Source organism: Janthinobacterium sp. TND4EL3 (assembly GCF_900156175.1).
Lineage (GTDB): Bacteria > Pseudomonadota > Gammaproteobacteria > Burkholderiales > Burkholderiaceae_D > Janthinobacterium.
Map to the genome: position 1 here is coordinate 42143 of NZ_FTMV01000018.1, position 21636 is coordinate 63778.

A 21636-nucleotide genomic window follows, 5' to 3' on the forward strand; every position below is an offset into this window, starting at 1 on the left:
GTTGGAGAAATACATGCAGCAATATCAAGATTTGATCAAGACCGTCCTCGAAACTGGCAGCTGGCAAGACAACCGCACGGGCATCCGCACCCTGAGCGTACCGGGCGCCATGATGCGTTTCGACTTGGCCAATGGCAATTTCCCTGCCGTGACGACCAAGAAACTGGCTTTCAAATCCGTGATCGGCGAATTGTGCGCCTTCCTGCGCGCCTCGCGCAACGCGGCCGAATTCCGCGCGCTGGGCTGCAAGGTATGGGACCAGAACGCCAATGAAAACGCGCAATGGCTGGCCAATCCCTACCGTGAAGGCGAGGATGACCTCGGTCCCGTGTATGGCGTGCAATGGCGTCAATGGCCCGCATATAAGCTGCTCGATGCCGACCGGCCCGCGCAAATTGCCGACGCGCAAGCCAACGGTTTTACCCTGGTCGCCCCCATCGTCGAAGACGGCGTGCAAAAAGTGCTGTTGTACAAGGCCGTCGACCAGTTGCGCGAGTGCCTCGACACCATCATGAACAATCCCGGCAGCCGCCGCATCCTGTTCCACGGCTGGAATCCGGCCGTGCTGGACGCCGTCGCCCTGCCCGCCTGCCACTTGCTGTACCAGTTCATCCCGAACGCCAGCACGCGCGAAATCTCGCTGTGTCTATATGTGCGCAGCAACGATATCGGCCTGGGCACGCCGTTCAACATCGCCGAAGGCGCCGCCCTGCTGCACCTGGTGGCGCGCCTGACGGGCTACACGCCACGCTGGTTCACGTATTTCATCGGCGACGCACACATCTATGAAAATCACCTCGACATGGTGGAAGAACAATTGAAGCGCACGCCCTTCCCCGCGCCGCGTTTCGTCATTTCAGACCGCGTGCCCGACTACGCGAAGACGGGCAAGTACGAGCCGGAATGGCTGGAAAAGATCGAACCGTCGGATTTCTCGCTGGAAGGCTATGAACACCATGCGCCCATCAAGGCCGCGATGGCCGTCTGATGGCGGTGTCGCCGCTGGCCGCGCTGCACCGCAAGCTGTTTGACGAGACGGACGGGGTCAAGTTTTCCAAGCTGAAAGACCGCCTGCTGAAAAAACATGCCGGCGATGACAGGCTGGCCGTGCTCGACATCCTGATCGCCTACGCCAGGGAAGGCCAGCTGCTGCACTGGCGCGCCTTCCTGATGAGCGATATCGTGCATCTGGTGGAAGGCAGCCAGCATGCGGCCTTTTTTGCATGGGCGTTGGGACAGCCGGAACTGGCCTACCGGGCCGTCGACGGCTTGCTGAAAAGTACAGGCGTGGAGGCGTATGCGCCGCTGGTGGCGCTGGCAGCGTCGGGCGCCACGCGCCTGGACGTGCGCGCCAGGGCGATCAAGAGCCTGGCCGTGTTCAGCCGCCAGCCGTTTGACCAGGGCTTGCCGTCCGATCCCGGCCACTGGAAGGCGGAACAGCTGCGACTAAGCGCCGTGCTGGCCTGGCAAGCGGATGGCTACCCTGACGGTGCAGGCTACAAGGCGCCTGCCACGCATGAGACGCTGACGCATCCGCTGTCGCGCCTGGAAATGGCCGCCGCCTTCCTGGAGCGCAACCTGGCGCTGCGGCGCCAGCGCGAACAGGACCTGGCGCAACCGTCGAACTGGCTGACGGTCGCCAGCGCGGAAGACATGGCCGGAATCGACGCGCAATGGGTCTTGCCGGAAATCTACCGCCGCTTCCTGGAATGGTATTCGCCGCTGCGCGTGCATGTCGGCGGCAAGCGCTTCCCCCGGGGCCTGCACCTGTACGGGGCGGCCGAGCTGGTCAAGGCCCAGCATGGCTACTCCGTCCATGCCGTGAGCCTGCACACTATCGCGGCCTGGCCGCCGAAGCAGGTGGTCATTGCCGATGCGGGCGGCGACCCGTACTGCGTACACCTGGAAGAAAGAAGCATCGATGGCGATTTGCCCGTGTACCGCGCCGAACATGGCACGGGCGGATGGCGCTTCGAGCTCCATACGGACGATTTCATCGGCTTCCTGCACGAGATCGCGCTGGCGGCCTAGCCTGCTTCTCCTGCCGGTCCTCCCGGGCCGGGACCGCCCGGGCCGCCTGGACCCCGCCCGCCCGGCGGACCGAAGCGCGGTTCGCGCTCGCCCTCTTTCGCCGCCGACGCGGCGCCGCCCAGGCGGTACGACAGCCCCACATAAATCATGCGTCCATCGAAGCGCCGCGTGCTCGTCTCGCGCAGGGACGCGCTGTTGATGACGGTTTCCATCTTGTTGCTGCTGAACACATCGGTCACATTCATGACCAGGCTCAATTGCGGCGTCACCGTGTGGCGTAGACTGACGTTCAGGGTATTGTTCGGCGAACGGTAGCCCTGTCCCGACAGCGTCTTGCCTTGCATTTGCAGGGCCAGTTGCAGCTGGTTGGCCGGATCGATCTGGTAATTGAGGCGCGCGCGGCCGCTCAGGGCATTCGCCGTGCGCGTGCTGCGGTTGCCCAGGTCGTCGGAACTGGTCTGCTGGCTGCGCGCCAGGTTGCCGCTCGTGTTCAGGGTCAGCGACGGCGTGAGCTTGCCGCTGACGCTGAACTCCAGGCCGCTCGAATGGCTGCCCTCGCCGTTTTCACGCGTCGTCAGCAGTACGTTGTCGCTGATGAAATAGCGGTAATCGACGATGGCATCCGTGTCGCGCCGGTGGTAGGCGCGCAAGCTGCTTTCCAGGCCAAACAATTTCGTTTCATAGCCTACCTCGAACGAATCCGTCTGCGTGGGTTTCAGCTTCGGGTTGCCGGCCGACACATTGAACTCATCGCGGTACACGACGTACGGGTTCAGGTCGCCCGCGTTCGGGCGGCGCAGGCGGTGCGCATAGCTGAAGCGCAGATTGCTCTCGTCGCTGACCTTGTAGGTGGCGAACAGGCTGGGAATGTAGTTGACGTAATTATTGCCGGCCTCGACGCCGCTGGTGATCTGGCGCACGGTCAAGTCCGTGTATTCGGCGCGCACGCCGGCCAGCGCGCCCCAGCGCTCGCTCAGGCGCATCTGGTAGGAGCCGTACAGCGCGACGGTGCGCTCATCCATCTCGAAACGGTTGCTGCGCATGCGGTTGACGGTCTCCAGCAGGCTGCCCGGATGGATGTCCGTGTACAGGGTGTCGAAACTGCTCTTGTTGTCGGCCACCTTGTAGCCGAGCTTGGCCGTGCCGCCCGCCAGCGGACGCTCGTAGTCACCGCTGAAGTCGACGATGCGGTTGCCCGTCTCGCTGTGCTGGCGCGCGCGGCTGTCGTAGGCGTTCAAGGGCGCGACCGCGTAGGTATTGGCGTAATCGCTGTCGCTCTCGTTGGTCGACGACGACACGCGCAGGTCGATCTTGAGGGTTTCGCCCGGCAATTCTCCCTTGTGGTCGTAGCGCGCGCCCCAGCCGTAGTTGCGGCTGTCGCCATTGCGCACGGTGCTGCGCACATAGTCGGCGATGGTGCTGCCCGTGCTGTCGCCGTTGATATAGCGGTCCAGCGAGCGCTGGTCGTTGCTGCGGCCATTGTACGAAACGCTGGCGGCCAGGGTGTCGTTGGCGTTCACGTTGTAATTGACGGTGCCGTGCAAACCCAGCGAGTCGTTCAAGCCGTTGCTGGTGGAATGCTGGCTGCTGGGGGCGAAAGCGCCCGTGCCGCGCTCCAGGCGCTCGCGGCTGACCTCGGCCACGGAATTGCGGCCGTCGTGGCGCACATTGATGCCGCCCTGGTAGCCCCACGGCCCTTCGTTGTAGCTGCCGGAGACGGAGCTGTTGTAGCGCCCGGCAATGCCCGCATTCGCATTCACGGTAGCAAAGCCGCCCGGCTTGCGGTTGCGCCGCATCACCAGGTTCAGGATAGGCCCGCCACCGGCCTCGTTGCCGAACTGGGCGCCTGGATTGTTGATCACTTCCACGGATTCGATATCGTCGGCGGCCATGGCGTTCAGGGTGGCGCCGCGCGCATCGCCCTGCAGCATGGCCGACGGCTTGCCATCTATCAATATCTGCACATTGCTGCTGCCGCGCAGGGAGACGGACCCATCGGGATCGACGGCCACGGACGGCACATTGTTCAAGGCGTCGGCCGCCGTGCCGTTGCTGCTGCCCACGTCGGACTTGACGTCGTAGACTTGCCGGTCGATGCGGCCCGTGGGACGCTCGGCCGTCACATTGACGGAAGGCGGCGCATCAACGGCGGGCGCCTTGGCCGGTACTGGTGCTGGCGCGGGCTTGACGACGGTATCGCCGCTGACGGTTTGCGCCTGGACAGCGGCGCCGGCGGCCAGCAGGGTGCTGCCCGCCAGGCAATGGAAAAGGATTTTATGCATTTGGCTAAAAGTAATCGAGACGCTACGGATGAGGCACTACGCCGCAGCGTGAGAGCACATTGCAAGCATGCCATGACCCCGATACGCAAAGCAAATGCGAACCATTGTTATTTACTTCAATTTACAAATCTCTTCCGCTTGTGGCATTCCAGCCTCATGCCATGCCGTTTGCGCCACCTGCGGTATCTCCGATGCCCGGAAGCGGCGCAAGCACCGTCTTGCCATCATCGGCGCCGCATCGGGCACGCGAGCGTCGCCCTGGCGCAGATGGGCGGCAAGTCGGTGCGCTGCGTGGACAGGGTGCGGTTCACCCTCGCCTGGCAGTTCAAAGCGGCCACATGCACCTTGAAACGGCCATCGTCCCGACAGAATGCGGCTTGGCGCCGATTGCACCTCGGTGCAGGCGGTCAAATCGCCTTGCCGTCGCCGCGCCGGCCGCGCAACGAGACATTCCACGGCATGGCGACGTGGCGCCTGGTTTTCATCGATCTTAAAAACGATACGCGGCGCTAGCCAACAAGGTCGGAGTATGGTTCGACGCCTCTGTCTGCGACGCCCCGCCGCGCGTGCGCCAGGCCAGCGTAATACCTCCGGTCCATGCGGCGTCTGCGTACCGCACGCCGACACCGCTGCCGGCCAGCGTGCGCCGGTTGCTCGTACTCGCCCAGGCATCCTTGTTGATGTCAATTCGTCCCATATCGTAGAATGCGAACGGTGTCACCGCACCGCTGGTATAGCGTACCTCGCCCTGTGCCAGCCAGCCACTGTCACCGTAGGCCTCACCGTTCGGATACGCCCGCACACCGTTCACGCCCCCAATACCCAGTTTTTCTGACGGATCGAGGTTGCTCCCCGCGCGCTGCGCCGAGAGGCGGCCATAGAGGTCAATCTTGCCATTGAGGGACTGAACGCGCGCCAGATCGATGTTCAGCTTGGAAAACCCGCCGGCCGTGCGGGCGCTTGCACTGTCCATGGCCTCGCTTGCCTTGTCCAGTCCGAGGCGGCCATGCACCCACGAGACAACGCCGTAGGTGATGCCGGCGTAAATGAATTGATCGCGCACGTCAAACGAGACATTGACCGGCACGACTGTACTGCGCTTGTCACTTGACGACGCCGTCGACCCTTGATGGTCCTGCAGCGACTTGTGGTCAACGCTTGCCGAGACGATCAGATTGCGCGACTGAGAGCGGATGATCGGATAACTCATCCCGATGCTCGCCACGTCCGCCGTGCCGTGGGCACCGAGGGCCGCGAAGCTGCCTGCAAGTTCGTAGTACGAGTGCGTGTAACTGAGGCGTGCACGTAGGCCGCTGTAACCGACGGGTACCGCATACGCCACCGATCCAAACCACATTTTGGCGTCCGTATATAGCGCCTGCAGGGAGAATTGATCACCGAGCATGAATGGACTATCGGCGTCCAGGTTGGCGTGGAGACGCGTGCGGCCAGTCGCCCGCGTACCAAAATTGTCTATCCCCGCTTCCCCCTTGTAACGATGATCCCTTTGCACGTCGACGATCAGGTCGCCGGTGCCGACTTCCTTTCCAGGGCGTATCAGCGGCACCGTGATGGCGCCCGGCTGATCGTTCAATAGCAAGGTCGTGCGTTCCAGCATATGCGCCTCGATCAAGGCCCCCTTCTCCAGGGCCGACAGGAAGCCTTGCGCCCCTGGCGTCAATGCGGCATCACCCGTCGCCTGCACCAGACCATAACGACCTTCGAGGATCTCGATGCGAAGTTCGCCAGCAGAAAGATCCTGTTGCGGCAGGTAAGCACGCGCGAAGGGATAGCCGGCTTGCTGATAAACGGAGGTAATGTGGCCAGCCAGCGCGGACAGGCCAGCGAAGTCATAAGTCTTGCCAGTGACAGGGCCAAGGCCGGCAAGCAGTTCCTTGCTCGGGATCCGTGTGTTGCCGCTTATCGTCACGCGCTGTAGCGTAATTTGCATGCCACCGGGAACCTGTTCCGCCGGTTGAGGGGGAGGCAGCACGCGCAGCGTGTGTGCCGCACGACTGGTCGGTTGCGGCAGCGCACGCGCATTTTCCTGCAGCAGCGTGCCCGCGTCAGGCAATTGCTGGGCAAGCGCGGGCATGCAGGTCGTGACGAACAGCGTCATTGGCAAAAGAGTGAGTGGATGTCTCATAGCATGCTCATGGTCCGGGTGGGTCAGAGATTATTCGGCGCCGGGGCGTTGTTGTTATCGCTGCTTGCGCTGGCAGGCATGCGGATCCCGCCAGATACGACCATCACATCGAGATACTTGGCATCACGGTTGGCGCCTGCGCCTTGGGTCGACGCCAGACGGCGCTGCGTGGTGCTGACCGGTGCCGGACTAGCTCCCGCCTCCTCGCTCATGGCAGTCTGCGCCGACGCCGGCTGCGGCGCGGTCGTCCCTTCAGCCACGGCGACATAGGCCAGCCCACCGACCGTGGGAGCGGCAAACGACGACGCGATACCAACCGCCTGCGGCGTGATCGTCGCCGTTGCGGCCGTAGCAGGTGAATTTGCCTGCGCCGGTGCCGTCAGTATCCTGCCTGTGCTCGAACTTGACGCGGGGATAAGGTAATTGCCTGCATCTGCACCGGTCAAAGTGAGACCTGTGACGCTGACCGGAATGGCAATGCCGGGCGCTGACTGTGCGAATTTCGCCGAGGCCGAAGTAGCATCGAGCTTAAGGATATCGTTGGCGACGAGCCCTGCAAGCGTTCCTGGCGTCGTAATCGTTGCCGCCGTCGTGCCATCGGCCGTCTTATCGGCAACGGCGAGACCGTTGACGGTAACAAGCTTCGGCGTAATGCCCGCCGTCACGCTGGCCGGTGCGTTCACGCTGTAGTTCGCCGCCAGGCCCGTGCCGTCGCCCAGCTGGCCGCCGGTCACGGCCACCGTCTTGCCGTTGCCGGCATTCTTGTCGGCAAAGGTGCCCGTCAGCGCGCCCAGTGCCAGGGTTTCATTGCCGACCAGGCCGGACAGCGTGCCGCCGGTCAGCGTCGCCGCCGTGCCGCCGTCATAGACTTTATTAACAGCCGCCACGCCCGTGATGCTCAGCGCCTTCGGCGTAATCGCCGCCGTCACGCTGGCCGGTGCGTTCACGCTGTAGTTGGCCGCCAGGCCCGTGCCGTCGCCCAGCTGGCCGCCGCTGACGGCCACCGTCTTGCCGTTGCCGGCATTTTTGTCGGCGAAGGTGCCCGTCAATGCGCCCAGGGCCAGCGTTTCATTGCCGACAAGGCCGGACAGCGTGCCGCCGGTCAGCGTCGCCGCCGTGCCGCCGTCATAGACTTTATTAACAGCCGCCACGCCCGTGATGCTCAGCGCCTTCGGCGTAATCGCCGCCGTCACGCTGGCCGGTGCGTTCACGCTGTAGTTGGCCGCCAGGCCACTACCATCACCCAGCTGGCCGCCGGTCACGGCCACCGTCTTGCCGTTGCCGGCATTTTTGTCGGCGAAGGTGCCCGTCAATGCGCCCAGGGCCAGCGTTTCATTGCCGACGAGGCCGGACAGCGTGCCGCCGGTCAGCGTCGCCGCCGTGCCGCCGTCATAGACTTTATTAACAGCCGCCACGCCCGTGATGCTCAGCGCTTTCGGCGTAATCGCCGCCGTCACGCTGGCCGGTGCGTTCACGCTGTAGTTTGCCGCCAGGCCCGTGCCGTCACCCAGCTGGCCGCCGGTCACGGCCACCGTCTTGCCGTTGCCGGCATTCTTGTCGGCAAAGGTGCCCGTCAGCACGCCCAGTGCCAGGGTTTCGTTGCCGACGAGGCCGGACAGCGTGCCGCCAGTCAGCGTGGCCGCCGTGCCGCCGTCATAGATTTTATTAACAGCCGCCACGCCCGAGATGCTCAGCGCCTTCGGCGTAATGGCCGCCGTCACGCTGGCCGGTGCGTTCACGCTGTAGTTGGCCGCCAGGCCACTACCGTCGCCCAGCTGGCCGCCGCTGACGGCCACGGTCTTGCCGTTGCCGGCATTCTTGTCGGCAAAAGTGCCCGTCAGGGCGCCCAGGGCCAGGGTTTCATTGCCGACAAGGCCGGACAGCGTGCCGCCAGTCAGCGTCGCCGCCGTGCCGCCGTCATAGACCTTGTCCGATGCCGCCACGCCCGTGATGCTCAGCGCCTTCGGCGTAATCGCCGCCGTCACGCTGGCCGGTGCGTTCACGCTGTAGTTTGCCGCCAGGCCCGTGCCGTCACCTAGCTGGCCGCCGGTCACGGCCACCGTCTTGCCGTTGCCGGCATTTTTGTCACTGAATGCGCCCGTCAATGCGCCCAGGGCCAGGGTTTCATTGCCGACGAGGCCGGACAGCGTGCCGCCGGTCAGCGTCGCCGCCGTGCCGCCGTCATAGACTTTATTACCAGCCGCCACGCCCGTGATGCTCAGCGCCTTCGGCGTAATCGCCGCCGTCACGCTGGCCGGTGCGTTCACGCTGTAGTTTGCAGCCAGGCCACTACCATCACCCAGCTGGCCGCCGGTCACGGCCACGGTCTTGCCGTTGCCGGCATTCTTGTCGCTGAATGCGCCCGTCAATGCGCCCAATGCCAGCGTTTCATTGCCGACAAGGCCGGACAGCGTGCCGCCGGTCAGCGTCGCCGCCGTGCCGCCGTCATAGACCTTGTCCGATGCCACCACGCCCGTGATGCTCAGCGCTTTCGGCGTAATGGCCGCCGTCACGCTGGCCGGTGCGTTCACGCTGTAGTTCGCCGCCAGGCCCGTGCCGTCACCCAGCTGGCCGCCGGTCACGGCCACCGTCTTGCCGTTGCCGGCATTCTTGTCGGCGAATGCGCCCGTCAATGCGCCCAATGCAAGCGTTTCATTGCCGACGAGGCCGGACAGCGTGCCGCCGGTCAGCGTCGCCGCCGTGCCGCCGTCATAGACTTTATTAACAGCCGCCACGCCCGTGATGCTCAGCGCCTTGGGTGTGATGTCGGCCGTGACGCCTGCAGGCTGGGAGTAGGTGTAATTCGAGGCCAGGCCCGTGCCGTCCGTTAGCGATATCGTCGACAAGCTCACCGCCTTGCCCGTGCCAACGTCCTTGCTTGCAAACGCACCAGCAATACCGCCCAGGTTCAGCGTCTCGCTACCGACCATGCCTGATAAAGTCCCCCCCGACAGCGTGGCCGCCGTGCTGCCGTCGTAAACCTTGTTGCTTGCGCTGATGCCGCTGATGGTGAGCGCCTTGGGCGTAATGAACACGGCATTGCTTGCACTGGCCGCGCCGAGGCTGGGCAACTGATAATTGCTGGCCAGGCCACTCACGCCGTTGAGCAGCGACGCTGTCGTGATCCAGCGCGCTGAAGCGGCGTTAGCGCTGTTGGCGGTCGCGCCGCTCACGCCGAGGTCTTCGCCGGCGACCAGATTGCCGAGGATGAGGTTTGAGAAAGCAGCCGATCCATCGTATGTCCTGGTGCCGCCGAATGTGACCGTGCGGGCAGTGATTTGCGCCGTAGCGCTGGCTGAGTTACCTGCCAGGCTGTAGTTGCCCATGTCCGCGCCGCCGAGCGTAATGCCCGAGATGTTGACGGAGTACGTGCCGACATCCTTGGCGGAAAAAGTACCCGTGCCGCTGGCCGTGACGGCGTCACCGGCGATCACGCCGCCTAATGACACGGCAGCCGTCGTATTGCCGTCATAAACCTTGTCGGCGGCGCTAGGCGCCAGCTGTTTTTGCGTGATGGCAAAGCTGCCCGTGTTGAAATACCCAACCGCATAAGTCACGCCACCCGTCGTGTAGCTAGTGGGGTTGGTCGATGCGGCCACGAGCTTGGTGTAGGTGCCGACGTTCTTGCTACCGGTGGTAAAGGCGGGTGCGGGAAGCAGATTCGACACCGAAAAGTTGGCAATGTCGGTGGTGGCCGAATACGTCAGGCCGGTGGTCGTTGTATTGCCATCGTAGACCTTGCTACCGGAACCGGCTTGGGTAATGAACAGCGCGCGCGTGGCCATGTCGACGGCTTGATACGTTGCATAAAGATAGCTATTGTTGGAGCCCGGAACCACCATCGTCCCGCAATTGGGCAGCTGTACCGAGCAACTGGACAGCTGAGGCGCCTGCGTGTAGGCCGACAGTTGCGGTGCGCCATTGACATAGACCAGCCAGCCAGCGACCGACGGGCCCTGGAACACGACTTGCGCACGGCTTCCATATGAGACCAGGCCAATGGCCCCGGCGTTGAGGTCGGCAGACGTATAGTTGCCGGGCGTGGCGTTGACCGCGTTCAGCAGCATCGTGCCGCCAGTGGTGGACGAGGCCAGCGTGGTCACGGTGTTCGAGCCACCCTGGAATGCCAGGCCAAACGTCTTGATGCCGCCGGTGCTTTCGCCGTTAATGAGCAGATTGCCACTGCCAGACTTGATCGTCGCATTCGACTGGATATACACACCGGCCGTCGCGCCGCCGTAGCTGCCATTGTTTGAGCCGACGAGCGAGCGACCATTGATCGTGACATCCCCGCCGGCCGAATCGATGGCTTTGCCGGCGCCGATGGTAATGGCGGGGGTGCTGGAACTGGTGTTAAGCGCATACGCGATGGCGCCGTTCGCGCTGCCGTTGGCACCGCCAATGAGGATATTGCCGCCATTCGAGGACAGGTTGCCGTTAACGTTGACGCCGCCCGTCGTGGCGCCCGAAGCATTGCCTGCCGACAACATCAGGTTCAATTTCCCCGACGTCGACGCGATGTCGGCACCCACGACGATGTTGCGGTCGGCACGCAAGGTCAGGCTGGCATCGCCGCCTGTGGTCTTGGCGATCGGGCTCGAGACCGTGATGTCGCCGCTGCCGCTGCCCGTCACGCCCGTGCCGTTCGACGACTGCGTCGTTATGGTGACGTTCGTGCCCTGGTTCAGCGCGCCGGTAATGGTGCTCGCCGCAGCCAGATTGATCGTGTAATCGTAGGGATCGACAAGCCAGTCGCCCCCCTTGCCTGCCGCAGCGCCGGCATTGACGACGAGGTCTGGCGCCGTCTGCACGTGGGCGGCCGAGGTCTCGACATCGCCGCCGTTCCCGCCATGCGGCGCGCTGGCGTCGAGCAGGCCACCGGCATGCAAGGTGCCGGACTGCATGTCGCCCAGCAGCAAAATCTCGCCCCGCTTGCCCGTCGCGAGCGTGCGCGCCTGGACAATGCCCGTGTTATTGATCACGGAGCCAGTGAGTTCATCGGCAGACTTGGCCGTCATCAGCACCTTGCCGCCGTCTGCACGGATAGCGCCGCCGTTTTCAACCAGCGCATCGACTGCGCCCTTCTGCACCTGCAACTTGACGGTGCCGCCAAAATCGACCAGCACTTCGCTGCCGGCGCCGAGCAGGACGTTCCCGCGTTCGGCTCCGATCTGTCCGCTATTTTGCACGCGGGCCGCCACCAGCACGATGTTGCCGCCAGCGGTGGCATTGATGGTGCCCTGGTTCGCGACCGTGCCAGCGCTCTTGCCAGCGAGCTGGTAGCGGCCTGCCATAAAATCATCGTTGCCCATCGACAATGTGGACGCCAGCAGGCCGCCTACGTTAACTTGTGCCGTAGGACTGAACAGCACGCCGTTGGGATTGACCAAAAACACATGGCCATTCGCATTCAGCGCACCCTGGATAATCGATGGGTCGGCGCCCAGTACGCGGTTCAGCGCGACCGATGAGGCGGAAGGCTGTACGAAGTTGACTGCATGACCTTGTCCAATGGAAAAGGATGACCAGTCAAGCACGGCCTTCTGACTGGACTGGTTGACCGTCATCGTCTTTCCTGCATAGGCCACCGATGCCTGGCCTGTCACAAGCTGGCCGTGCGTGGGCAAGAGATCGGCGGCGCCGGCGATACCACTCGCAGCGCCTGCCAGTAGTGCAATTGCCGTCTGACGCCGCCGCGTGCGCGATGTAGTCGATTTTGTCCGCCCGGAAGCAAATTCCGAGACCGCCTGCCAAAAACCGGTCGTGGCATTCCAAACAACGCGATAGATATGGTTCATACAACCCTCTATTCAATGTGCTTTGTCAGCGTGCCGCCAAGCGAGGCGACACGGAAAATAGTAGGAGTTTGTCGCGGCCTTGCGCAGTTCTCTCGACGTATGTGGGCGGGAGATCCAGGCAATAGCAGACAAAACACGTACAGGCACAACTGCGGGTCTGGGCGGATGTGGAAGGCTGTCGTCTATGACAGCTTCTTTCGGATGATGCGATATGCTCAAGCATCGCATAAATTGCTGCTTTAGAGCAATCTTTTGCGATTTATATCAACTCGGATGCGGTATCTGCGCAACAGTTAAGTGGCGTCCCTGCTCTTGTCCCTGTGCGATGCGGCCTAAGCCCGCGTCACTGCCGGCGCTCGATTGCCTGCTACGACTGCCGGGCGGCTCGCCAGCCGGTGATACAGGGCGTCTGCGCGCATGTCAGCGCACCGAGTCAGGGTCAATCGGCAGCCATCATCCGAGCGAACCACTGCAGATTATTGCAACATCTTGGCTAGCGCAGCAGGCCGCTGCCCCGCGCCAGTTTCAGCCAGCCCGGATATTCCGTCATCAATAAATCATACAGTTCTGCGTCGCTGTGCTCGTCGGGCGAGCTGACGGAAAAGTAATTGGCATTATCGACCAGGCGCCCCTGCAATTCGTCGAGCTTTTCCAGGAACGGGAAGTCGGAATCGGCAAAGGCGGCGAGGAACTTGCTTTTCGACTTGCGCCCCTTGCCGATGCCCATGAATTGCCAGAAGATGGGTTCATTGCTGGCCCAGCGCAGCTGCTTTTCCGTCGTCGCCTGGTCGCTGGTGCCGCCATCGGTGACGAACATCACGTACACGGGCAGCTCGGCCGCGACGCGCCGGGTGCGCTCGCCGCCGGCCGCGTCCGGGAAGTAGAAGGCGCGGATGGCCTGCATGGCGGCGCCATAGCGCGTGTCGCCTTCCAGCGGATGGCGCTGTATGGCCTGGCCTACGTAGGTATTGCAGTTGCTCAAGGCCATCGGTGCCGGATGGTGGACGTTCTTGCCAAAGAGAAAGACGTCGATTTCGCCATCGTCGTCGAACTTGCAGCCCAGGGCCAGGATGCGCTCGGCAAAGCGCTGCACCAGCCCCTCTTTGTACAGCCGCCCCATGGAGCCGGAAATATCGAGGCACAGACAGACCTTGGCCCGATGCTCGGACAGGCCCACTTTTTGCAGCGACACGCCGGCCTGCTTGACCAGGCTGACCAGTTGCGGTGCCTCGCGTTCGACGCGCTTTTCCAGGTTGATCTTCGCCTGCATGACGGCCGAAGCCGGCGCAGGGGCGGCCTGATCGACTTCGCCACCGAAGTGGCGCACCAGCGCATCGAGTCCCCCATTGAAACCCTGGCCCACGGCCATGCAGCGCCAGCCGCCATCCTTGCGGTAAATTTCTGCCAGCATGACGGCTTTTTCTTGCGCAAAATCAAGGCCCGCGAACGCAAAGCGGGCCAGCTCGCGCCCGCCCGCCAGCACGCGCACGTGGCCTGCTTGCAGCTGCGACATCACGCCGCCGCCATCGATGGACGCCGTCACGACGAGACGGTCGATTCCGGCAGGCAGGCGCGCCAGCTGCATGGCAAACTCGGCCGTGTCGCCAGCGCTGCCGGCGCGCGCTTCCACGCCGCCGCACGGCGTGCGCGGCTGGTTGAAAAAGGTCATGTAGCGCTCGTCAGACAATTTGCCCGCCGCATCGAGGCCGAAGCAGGCCACGTCGAGCGCCAGGCCCTGCGCAGCGACGCCGATCTGCAGCACGCCGTCGGGAACGAGATTGGCCAGCGGCAGGCGCTGACCCTTGGACAAGGTTTCCATCAGTATCTCCTAGACAATATAGCGGCGCGGGTTATCGGCATTGCAATCTTCTTCGTCTTCCTTGTCCTCGCCCTTGAAGACGACGGGACCGTTGAAGGCCAGCTGCAGGTTCTCGCCCTGCCAGCTCAGCCACGGCGTCGCTTCGCTGCCCGGCTCGGACGTCTTGCCGGACGGTTCCAGGATGATGCTGTCGGGCGTGACGCGCGCCATGCCGATCACATAGGTGTAGACGGTATCGTCCCCGGCCGCCTTGGACAGGCGGAAATCGAAGTCGCACTCGACGATCTGCTGGCCATACTGCATGACCATCTTCGGCCGCATGGAGGCCACCGACACGGCGCCATTGGCCACCGCCGAATACACGCTGAAGACGAGACCCACCGTGCCGCCGTAATGCTGCGCCAGCGCGGGATTGACTTCCACCGTTTCCGTGGCCGGCTCCTTGCCCGATGCGCCCGCCACATCGCCCAGGTGGCGCACGAAAGGCAAGCTGTCGAAGTTGCCGGCCGCGTCCGGTGCCTGGATGAAGCGCATCTGGCCGTTCGGCAAGAGGATACCGACGCGCAAGTCGAGATCGTCGTTATCGTCATCGCCATCGCCGTTATCGACCCAGGTGGCCTTGACGGTCAGTTTGCTCGGCGCGCCCGCGCCCTTTTCCAGCGATACCTTGTGCGTCTGCCCCGCCTTGGTCAGCGAGATTTTCGACAGGGAAATTTTTGGCGCCGGCGCCGGTGCCGCGTCCGCCGGCGCCACTTCGCCGCCGAAATGCGCGACCAGCGCATCGAGGCCGCCATTGAAGCCCTGGCCCACGGCCATGAAGCGCCAGCCCCCGTCCTTGCGGTAGAACTCGCCCAGCATGACGGCTTTTTCTTGCGAAAAATCAGACCCGGCAAAGGCGAAGCGGGCCAGTTCGCGCCCGCCGTCGAGCAGGCGCAGGTAGCCGCTGCCCAGCTGCGCCATGGTGGCCGCGCCATCAATGGCGGCCGTGACGACGAGGCGGTCGATGGAAGCAGGCAAACGGTCCAGCTGATAGCCGAAGCCTGCCGCATCGCCGGACGGCGCCGATGTTTCCACGCCGCCGCACGGCGTGCGCGGCTGGTTAAAGAACGTCATGTAGCGGTCGTCGGACAATTTGCCAGCGGCATCGAGGCCGAAACAGGCAAAATCGAGCGCCACGCCGGCACTGGCGAGGCCCAGTTGCACGACATTGCCCGTGACGAGGCCGGACAGCGCCAGGCGCTGCCCCTTGATCAGGTTTTCCATGGGATCAGGTAGATAAAAAGGGAGAGACAAAGGAGAAGCAAAACCGGGCAGCGTGACCGCCCGGCAAAGATACGCCCTTTCAGGCGTCAACGCGCTTTTTACGCATTAATACCAAAGGAACGGGCGAGTGGACCCAGGCCGCCCTTGAAACCCTGGCCGATGGCCTTGAATTTCCATTCGCTGCCGGCGCGGTAGATTTCGCCGAAGATCATGGCCGCTTCCGTCGAGCCGTCTTCCGACAGGTCGTAGCGGGCGATTTCCGCGCCGTTGTCGCCGTTCAGGCAGCGGATATAGGCCTTGCCCACCATGCCGAAGTTCTGCTTGCGGTTTTCCGCATCGTGAATCGTGACGGCCACGGCGATCTTGTCGATGTCGGCAGGCACGTTGGCCAGGTCGACGGCGATTTTTTCGTCGTCGCCATCGCCGCCACCGGTCGTGTTGTCGCCCGCGTGGACGATGGAGCCGTCAGCCGACTTCAGGTTGTTGTAAAAAATAAAATCAGCGTCGGAACGGGCCTTGCCGTCCGTTTTCAGCAGGAAGGCGCTGCCGTCCAGGTCGAAAGCGGCGCCATCGGTGGCGCGCGGGTCCCAGCCCAGGCCAATCACGATTTTCTTCAAGCCGGGAGCTTCCTTGCTCAGGTTGACATTGCCGCCTTTTTGCAGACTGATCGCCATGGTATTTCCTTTATTTAGTAGTGTGCATTCGGTATAAAACGTACTCCGCCGGCGCGCTGGCCAAACGAGCCATGAGCCTACCATAATGTCGCAGTCTTGCCAGCCTCGCACTATTGAAAAAAGTGCCATGGCGTGCAGGCCTGCCTGCCGCTTTGCGCAAAATGACCGATAATGCCGCTCCGCCCCTCTACCACGACCGACGTGAACAGCCAGACACCGCTCCAGGAAACCCGCACGCGCCTCGATTGCATCCCCGGTACCCTGTGCGATGCACGCATGTGGTCGCGTTTGGCGCCATTATTAAGTGACAACATTGACCTGCAACACATTCCCCTGCACGAGGCCCGCACGCGCGGCCAGATGCAGCAACTGATCGCCAGCCACAGCGCCCCGCAGGCGCATCTGGTCGGCTTTTCGCTGGGCGCCTACCTGGCGCTCGAACACGCGCTGGCGCACCCGCAACGCGTGCAGTCCTTGACTCTGATCGCCAATTCCGCCAAGGGCCTGCTGCCGGAGGAAATTGCCGCGCGCCAGCGCATCGTGACCATGCTGGAGCGCAACGCCTACGCGGGCATCACGCGCCAGCGCCTGCGCGAGCTGCTGCACCCTTCCCACCTGGACGATATCGCCATCACGGGCCTGATCCGGCAAATGGGCCTGGACCTGGGCAAGGACGTGCTGCTGGCGCAATTCATCACCACCATAGACCGCCCCGACCTGATGGCGCGCCTGCCGGAACTGCCTTTTCCCGTGCTGATCGTGGGTGCCGAAGACGACAAGCTCGTCCATCCCGACGATTTGCGCGCCATGGCGGCCCGCCTGCCGCGAGCCACCCTGACATTGCTAAAAGACAACACCGGCCACATGATCCCGCTGGAAGCGCCGGGTGCGCTGGCCGACGCCATGCGTGCGCATCTGGAGGCAGCGGGCAATTTCAACGATAATGGCGGGCATCGGGCCATGCCCCCACCCTTTTCACCGAACCAATGAGCCATTTGACCATCATCGTCGCCACCGACCAGCAAGGCGGCATCGGCATCAACAATACGCTGCCGTGGAAACTGCCGGAAGACCTGGCCCACTTCAAGCGCCTGACGACGGGCCACCCCATCCTCATGGGCCGCAAGACCTTCGACTCCATCGGCCGGCCGCTGCCGAACCGGCGCAACATCGTCATCACGCGCAATGCCGACTGGCGCCATGAGGGCGTGGAAGCGGTGTCGTCGCTGGAAACGGCCATCGCCCTGCTGGACGGCGCCGAAGGCTATGTGATCGGCGGCGCGGAAATCTACCAGCAGGCATTGCCTCTGGCGCAGCGTCTGATCATCACGGAAATCGGCCAGACCTTTGACTGCGACGCGTTTTTCCCTGCAGTGGATCATGCCGTTTGGCAAGAAACAGCACGTGAAGCCCATGTTTCGGAGAAATCCGGCCTGCCTTACGCCTTTGTCACGCTGGAACGCAAAGCCTGATAAGGTAATGCAGATAGCCAGAATGTTGCTGTAATACCCCTGTCACACCCATGCGTCACGCTAGCGCAAGCTTGTGACGCTTTGGTACGATATTTTTTTCCCGCAGACGCCGCATTTCTGCGAGAATCCCGTTCTTATTTTTTTTCTGCGGCTGCCGGGTTGTACCACCGCCTGACCGTCGCGCCCTAGTCCGCCCCTTCACATCTGTCAGGGGCGGCTTGCTTTTTTGGAGACATGCATGAAATTTCGTTTCCCTATCGTCATCATTGACGAGGATTTCCGTTCTGAAAATACGTCCGGCCTGGGCATTCGCGCCCTTGCCGCCGCAATGGAAAAAGAAGGCATGGAAGTGCTGGGCGTGACCAGCTACGGCGACCTGTCGCAATTTGCCCAGCAGCAATCGCGCGCGTCGGCCTTCGTCCTGTCGATCGACGATGAGGAATTCGGCTCCGGTTCCGTCGAGGACACCGACATCGCCCTGAAGTCGCTGCGCGCCTTCGTCGAGGAAATCCGCTACAAGAACGCCGACATCCCTATTTATATGTATGGCGAAACGCGCACCTCGCGCCATATCCCCAACGATATCCTGCGCGAACTGCACGGTTTCATCCACATGTTCGAAGATACGCCGGAATTCGTCGCGCGCCACATCATCCGCGAAGCGAAATCCTACCTGGACGGCCTGTCGCCGCCCTTCTTCCGCGCCCTGGTGCATTACGCCAACGACGGCTCCTATTCGTGGCACTGCCCCGGCCACTCGGGCGGCGTGGCCTTCCTGAAGTCGCCGATCGGCCAGATGTTCCACCAGTTCTTCGGTGAAAACATGCTGCGCGCCGACGTCTGCAACGCCGTCGAGGAACTGGGCCAGCTGCTCGACCATACGGGTCCGGTCGCCGCGTCCGAGCGCAATGCGGCGCGCATCTTCAATGCCGATCATTGCTATTTTGTCACCAACGGCACCTCGACCTCGAACAAGATGGTGTGGCACTCGACCGTGGCGCCCGGCGACATCGTCGTCGTCGACCGCAATTGCCACAAGTCGATCTTGCATTCGATCATCATGTGCGGCGCGATTCCCGTGTTCCTGATGCCGACGCGCAATCACCTGGGCATCATCGGCCCCATCCCGCTGCATGAATTCACGCCGGAAAGCATTGCCCGCAAGATCGAGGCCAACCCTTTCGCGCGCGCCGCGAAGAACAAGAAGCCGCGCATCCTGACCATCACGCAATCGACCTACGACGGCGTGATCTACAACGTGGAAACCCTGCGCGAAATGCTCGACGGCAAGATCGACACCCTGCACTTCGACGAAGCGTGGCTGCCGCACGCCACCTTCCACGATTTCTACAAGGACATGCATGCCATCGGCAAGGACCGTCCGCGCGCCAAGGAATCGATGATCTTCTCGACCCAGTCCACGCACAAATTGCTGGCCGGCCTGTCGCAGGCCTCGCAAATCCTCGTGCGCGAATCGGAAAAGGTCAAGCTGGACCGCGACGCCTTCAACGAGGCTTACCTGATGCACACCTCGACGTCGCCCCAGTATTCCATCATCGCCTCGTGCGACGTGGCCGCGGCCATGATGGAAGCGCCGGGCGGCACGGCCCTGGTGGAAGAATCGATCATGGAAGCGCTCGATTTCCGCCGCGCCATGAAGAAGATCGACCAGGAATGGGGCCAGGACTGGTGGTTCCAGGTGTGGGGTCCGGAAAACTTCAACGACGAAGGCATGGGCCAGCAGGCCGACTGGATGATACGCGCCGAGGATGACTGGCACGGCTTCGGCGACCTCGCTCCCGGCTTCAACATGCTCGACCCGATCAAGGCGACCATCGTCAACCCGGGCCTGTCGCTGGACGGCCAGTTCGGCGAGACGGGCATCCCCGCGTCCATCGTCACCAAATACCTGGCCGAGCACGGCGTCATCATTGAAAAATGCGGCTTGTACTCCTTCTTCATCATGTTTACCATCGGCATCACCAAGGGCCGCTGGAATACCCTGTTGACGGCATTGCAACAGTTCAAGGACGATTACGACAAGAACCAGCCGATGTGGCGCATCCTGCCGGAATTCGCGGCAGCCAACCCGCTCTACGAGAAAATGGGCTTGCGCGACCTGTGCCAGCAGATCCACGACTTCTACAAGGCCTACGACGTGGCCCGCCTGACGACGGAAATGTATCTCTCGGACATGATCCCGGCCATGAAGCCGTCGGACGCCTTCGCCAAGATGGCCCACCGCGAAATCGAGCGCGTGGCCATCGACGACCTGGAAGGCCGCATCACGTCCATCCTGCTGACGCCGTATCCACCGGGCATCCCGCTCCTGATCCCGGGCGAGCGCTTCAACAAGACCATCGTCGACTACCTGCGCTTCGCGCGCGACTTCAACGAGCGCTTCCCGGGCTTCGAGACGGATGTCCATGGCCTTGTGAAACGCGAAGTCGATGGCAAGCGCGGTTACTTCGTCGACTGCGTTTGTCAGTAACGATTCATCCCATCTACTGCGCGTCGCGACTTGCGGCCTGCGATGCTCACCGTACTAGAGTACGGTTGCGCTTCTCGGCCACAATTCGCTCCCGCTCGCTACGATTGGATGAACCGTCGTGACGTTCGTTGAACTTCATTAAAATGGCGCCGCCTGATGCGAATCAGGCGGCGTTTTTCATTGTGGGCCTCCCGCGCACGCTTGCGCCAGATCAAACGGCTGGGGTATCGGACTTCTAAGATAGGCGACTGGTGCCCTCGTGATGGCTGGCATATGACGCTCAAGGTGTGGCTGGAAGTGGTGCAGCAGGCGGCGGCTGGCAGTGGCGCCTTGCTGGTGGCGGCCTTGAAGCAGGCTCAGGTAACTATAGCCCGGCGGCACGATGGCGATGAGGACGGTGCAGGCATCGTGCTGTTTGCCGAGGCCGATAGCGCGCTGCTGCAAGCGCTGCCGGCCCTGTGCCGCCATGCCCGCGTGCTGGCCATCGCCGCCTGCGGCCGGCCCCCCAGCTGCGCGCAGCAGCGCGCCCTGATGGCGGCCGGGGCGCTCGACGTGCTGCCTTGGCCGGACGGCGCCGTCGATGCGGGGCAGGTGCTGGCGCGGCTGCAGCGCTGGCAAGCCGTGGCGCAACTGCTGGCGTCCGCCGCCGTGCGCCGGCACCTGGTCGGAGACAGTGCGCCCTGGCGCGGCCTGCTGCATCGCGTGGTGGAAATGGCCGCCTTCAGCCAGGCTCCGGTGCTGATCACGGGCGAGACGGGCACGGGCAAGGATTTACTGGCGCAACTGGTCCACCGCCTCAGTAACTGCAGCGGCGACTTCACCATCCTCGACTGCACCACCGTGTCGCCGGAACTGGCCGGCAGCGAACTGTTCGGCCATGAACGGGGCGCGTTCACGGGCGCGGCGGCCGCGCGCGACGGCGCTTTCGCCCTGGCCGACGGCGGCGTGCTCTTCCTCGACGAAGTGGGCGAATTGCCGCTGCCGCTGCAGGCGCAGCTGCTGCGCGCCATCCAGGAGCGCAAATACAAGCGCGTGGGCGGCAATACCTGGCAGCCGACGCAATTTCGCCTCGTCTGCGCCACCAACCGCGAGCTGGAAGACGAAGTGGCGCGCGGCGCCTTCCGCGCCGACCTGTATTACCGCATCGCCGGCTGGCGTTGCCAGACGCCGCCCCTGCGCGACCGCCAGGACGACATCCTGCCCCTGGCCGGGCATTTCTTCGCCGAACTGGCACAGCGCCCCGCGCCGCCGCTGGACGCCGCCGTGCGCGAATACCTGCTGCTGCGCGACTATCCGGGCAATGTGCGCGAGCTGCGCCAGACCGTCACGCGCATCTGGCACCGCCATTGCGGCCCCGGCCCCATCACCATCGGCGCCCTGCCGCCCGAAGAACGGCTGCTGGCGCCGCAGTGGCCCGACCGGCATTTCGAGGCGGCCGTGCGGCGTGCCCTGCATCTGGGCCTGAACCTGTCGCACATCACGCGCTGCGCCACGGACACGGCCATCCGCCTGGTGCTGGCGGAAGAACACGGCAACAACCAGCGCGCCGCCGCCCGCCTGGGCGTGACGGACCGCGCCCTGCAGATACGCCGCAAGGCGGCCATCTGCGCGGCGCAAGCGGCTGCGGCCGCCGCGCCGGCCTCGCCGGCTGCGCCTTGAT

The 21636-nt window shown here is 63.5% G+C and carries 12 protein-coding genes; 6 read left to right on the forward strand and 6 right to left on the reverse strand.

The window, feature by feature from the left end:
* Window positions 1–13 precede the first annotated feature (13 nt).
* Window positions 14–988 (forward strand): thymidylate synthase, encoded by a 975-nt coding sequence (locus tag BXA07_RS23735; protein ID WP_076571504.1) that lies wholly within the window; start codon window positions 14–16, stop codon window positions 986–988.
* Window positions 988–2031, forward strand: a complete 1044-nt coding sequence (locus tag BXA07_RS23740) for an SMI1/KNR4 family protein (protein WP_076571506.1) — start codon at window positions 988–990, stop codon at window positions 2029–2031. The genes BXA07_RS23735 and BXA07_RS23740 overlap by 1 nt, the downstream gene beginning before the upstream one ends.
* Here the strand turns inward: BXA07_RS23740 and BXA07_RS23745 are convergent.
* The 6 genes from BXA07_RS23745 to BXA07_RS23770 all read right to left on the reverse strand — a co-directional run bounded on the left by BXA07_RS23745 (window position 2028) and on the right by BXA07_RS23770 (window position 16013).
* Window positions 2028–4313, reverse strand: coding sequence for an outer membrane beta-barrel family protein (locus BXA07_RS23745; RefSeq protein ID WP_076571508.1), 2286 nt, complete (start codon window positions 4311–4313; stop codon window positions 2028–2030). The two genes, BXA07_RS23740 and BXA07_RS23745, sit on opposite strands and share 4 nt — an antisense overlap.
* Before the next feature lie 490 nt (window positions 4314–4803).
* On the reverse strand, window positions 4804–6459 hold the full coding sequence (locus BXA07_RS23750) for a ShlB/FhaC/HecB family hemolysin secretion/activation protein (RefSeq protein ID WP_139335729.1): 1656 nt from the start codon (window positions 6457–6459) through the stop codon (window positions 4804–4806).
* 23 nt (window positions 6460–6482) lie between these two features.
* Window positions 6483–12257, reverse strand: a complete 5775-nt coding sequence (locus BXA07_RS23755; RefSeq protein ID WP_076571512.1) for a YDG domain-containing protein — start codon at window positions 12255–12257, stop codon at window positions 6483–6485.
* A 493-nt stretch (window positions 12258–12750) separates the two neighbouring features.
* Window positions 12751–14076, reverse strand: coding sequence for a VWA domain-containing protein (locus BXA07_RS23760; protein ID WP_076571513.1), 1326 nt, complete (start codon window positions 14074–14076; stop codon window positions 12751–12753).
* Between the two features lie 9 nt (window positions 14077–14085).
* On the reverse strand, window positions 14086–15339 hold the full coding sequence (locus tag BXA07_RS23765; protein WP_076571515.1) for a TerD family protein: 1254 nt from the start codon (window positions 15337–15339) through the stop codon (window positions 14086–14088).
* 98 nt (window positions 15340–15437) lie between these two features.
* On the reverse strand, window positions 15438–16013 hold the full coding sequence (locus tag BXA07_RS23770) for a TerD family protein (protein WP_076571516.1): 576 nt from the start codon (window positions 16011–16013) through the stop codon (window positions 15438–15440).
* Between the two features lie 171 nt (window positions 16014–16184).
* Here BXA07_RS23770 and BXA07_RS23775 point away from each other — a divergent pair, with 171 nt between their 5' ends.
* The 4 genes from BXA07_RS23775 to BXA07_RS23790 all read left to right on the forward strand — a co-directional run bounded on the left by BXA07_RS23775 (window position 16185) and on the right by BXA07_RS23790 (window position 21635).
* Entirely contained in the window at window positions 16185–17003 is an 819-nt protein-coding gene (locus BXA07_RS23775) for an alpha/beta fold hydrolase (RefSeq protein ID WP_076571518.1), read from the forward strand.
* The gene (locus tag BXA07_RS23780; protein WP_076571519.1) at window positions 17000–17485 is read left to right on the forward strand and encodes a dihydrofolate reductase; all 486 of its coding nucleotides are present in this window, start codon (window positions 17000–17002) and stop codon (window positions 17483–17485) included. The genes BXA07_RS23775 and BXA07_RS23780 overlap by 4 nt, the downstream gene beginning before the upstream one ends.
* A 238-nt stretch (window positions 17486–17723) precedes the next feature.
* The gene (locus tag BXA07_RS23785) at window positions 17724–19976 is read left to right on the forward strand and encodes an arginine/lysine/ornithine decarboxylase (RefSeq protein WP_076571521.1); all 2253 of its coding nucleotides are present in this window, start codon (window positions 17724–17726) and stop codon (window positions 19974–19976) included.
* A 273-nt stretch (window positions 19977–20249) separates the two neighbouring features.
* On the forward strand, window positions 20250–21635 hold the full coding sequence (locus BXA07_RS23790; protein ID WP_076571522.1) for a sigma-54-dependent transcriptional regulator: 1386 nt from the start codon (window positions 20250–20252) through the stop codon (window positions 21633–21635).
* Window position 21636: the final 1 nt, after the last annotated feature.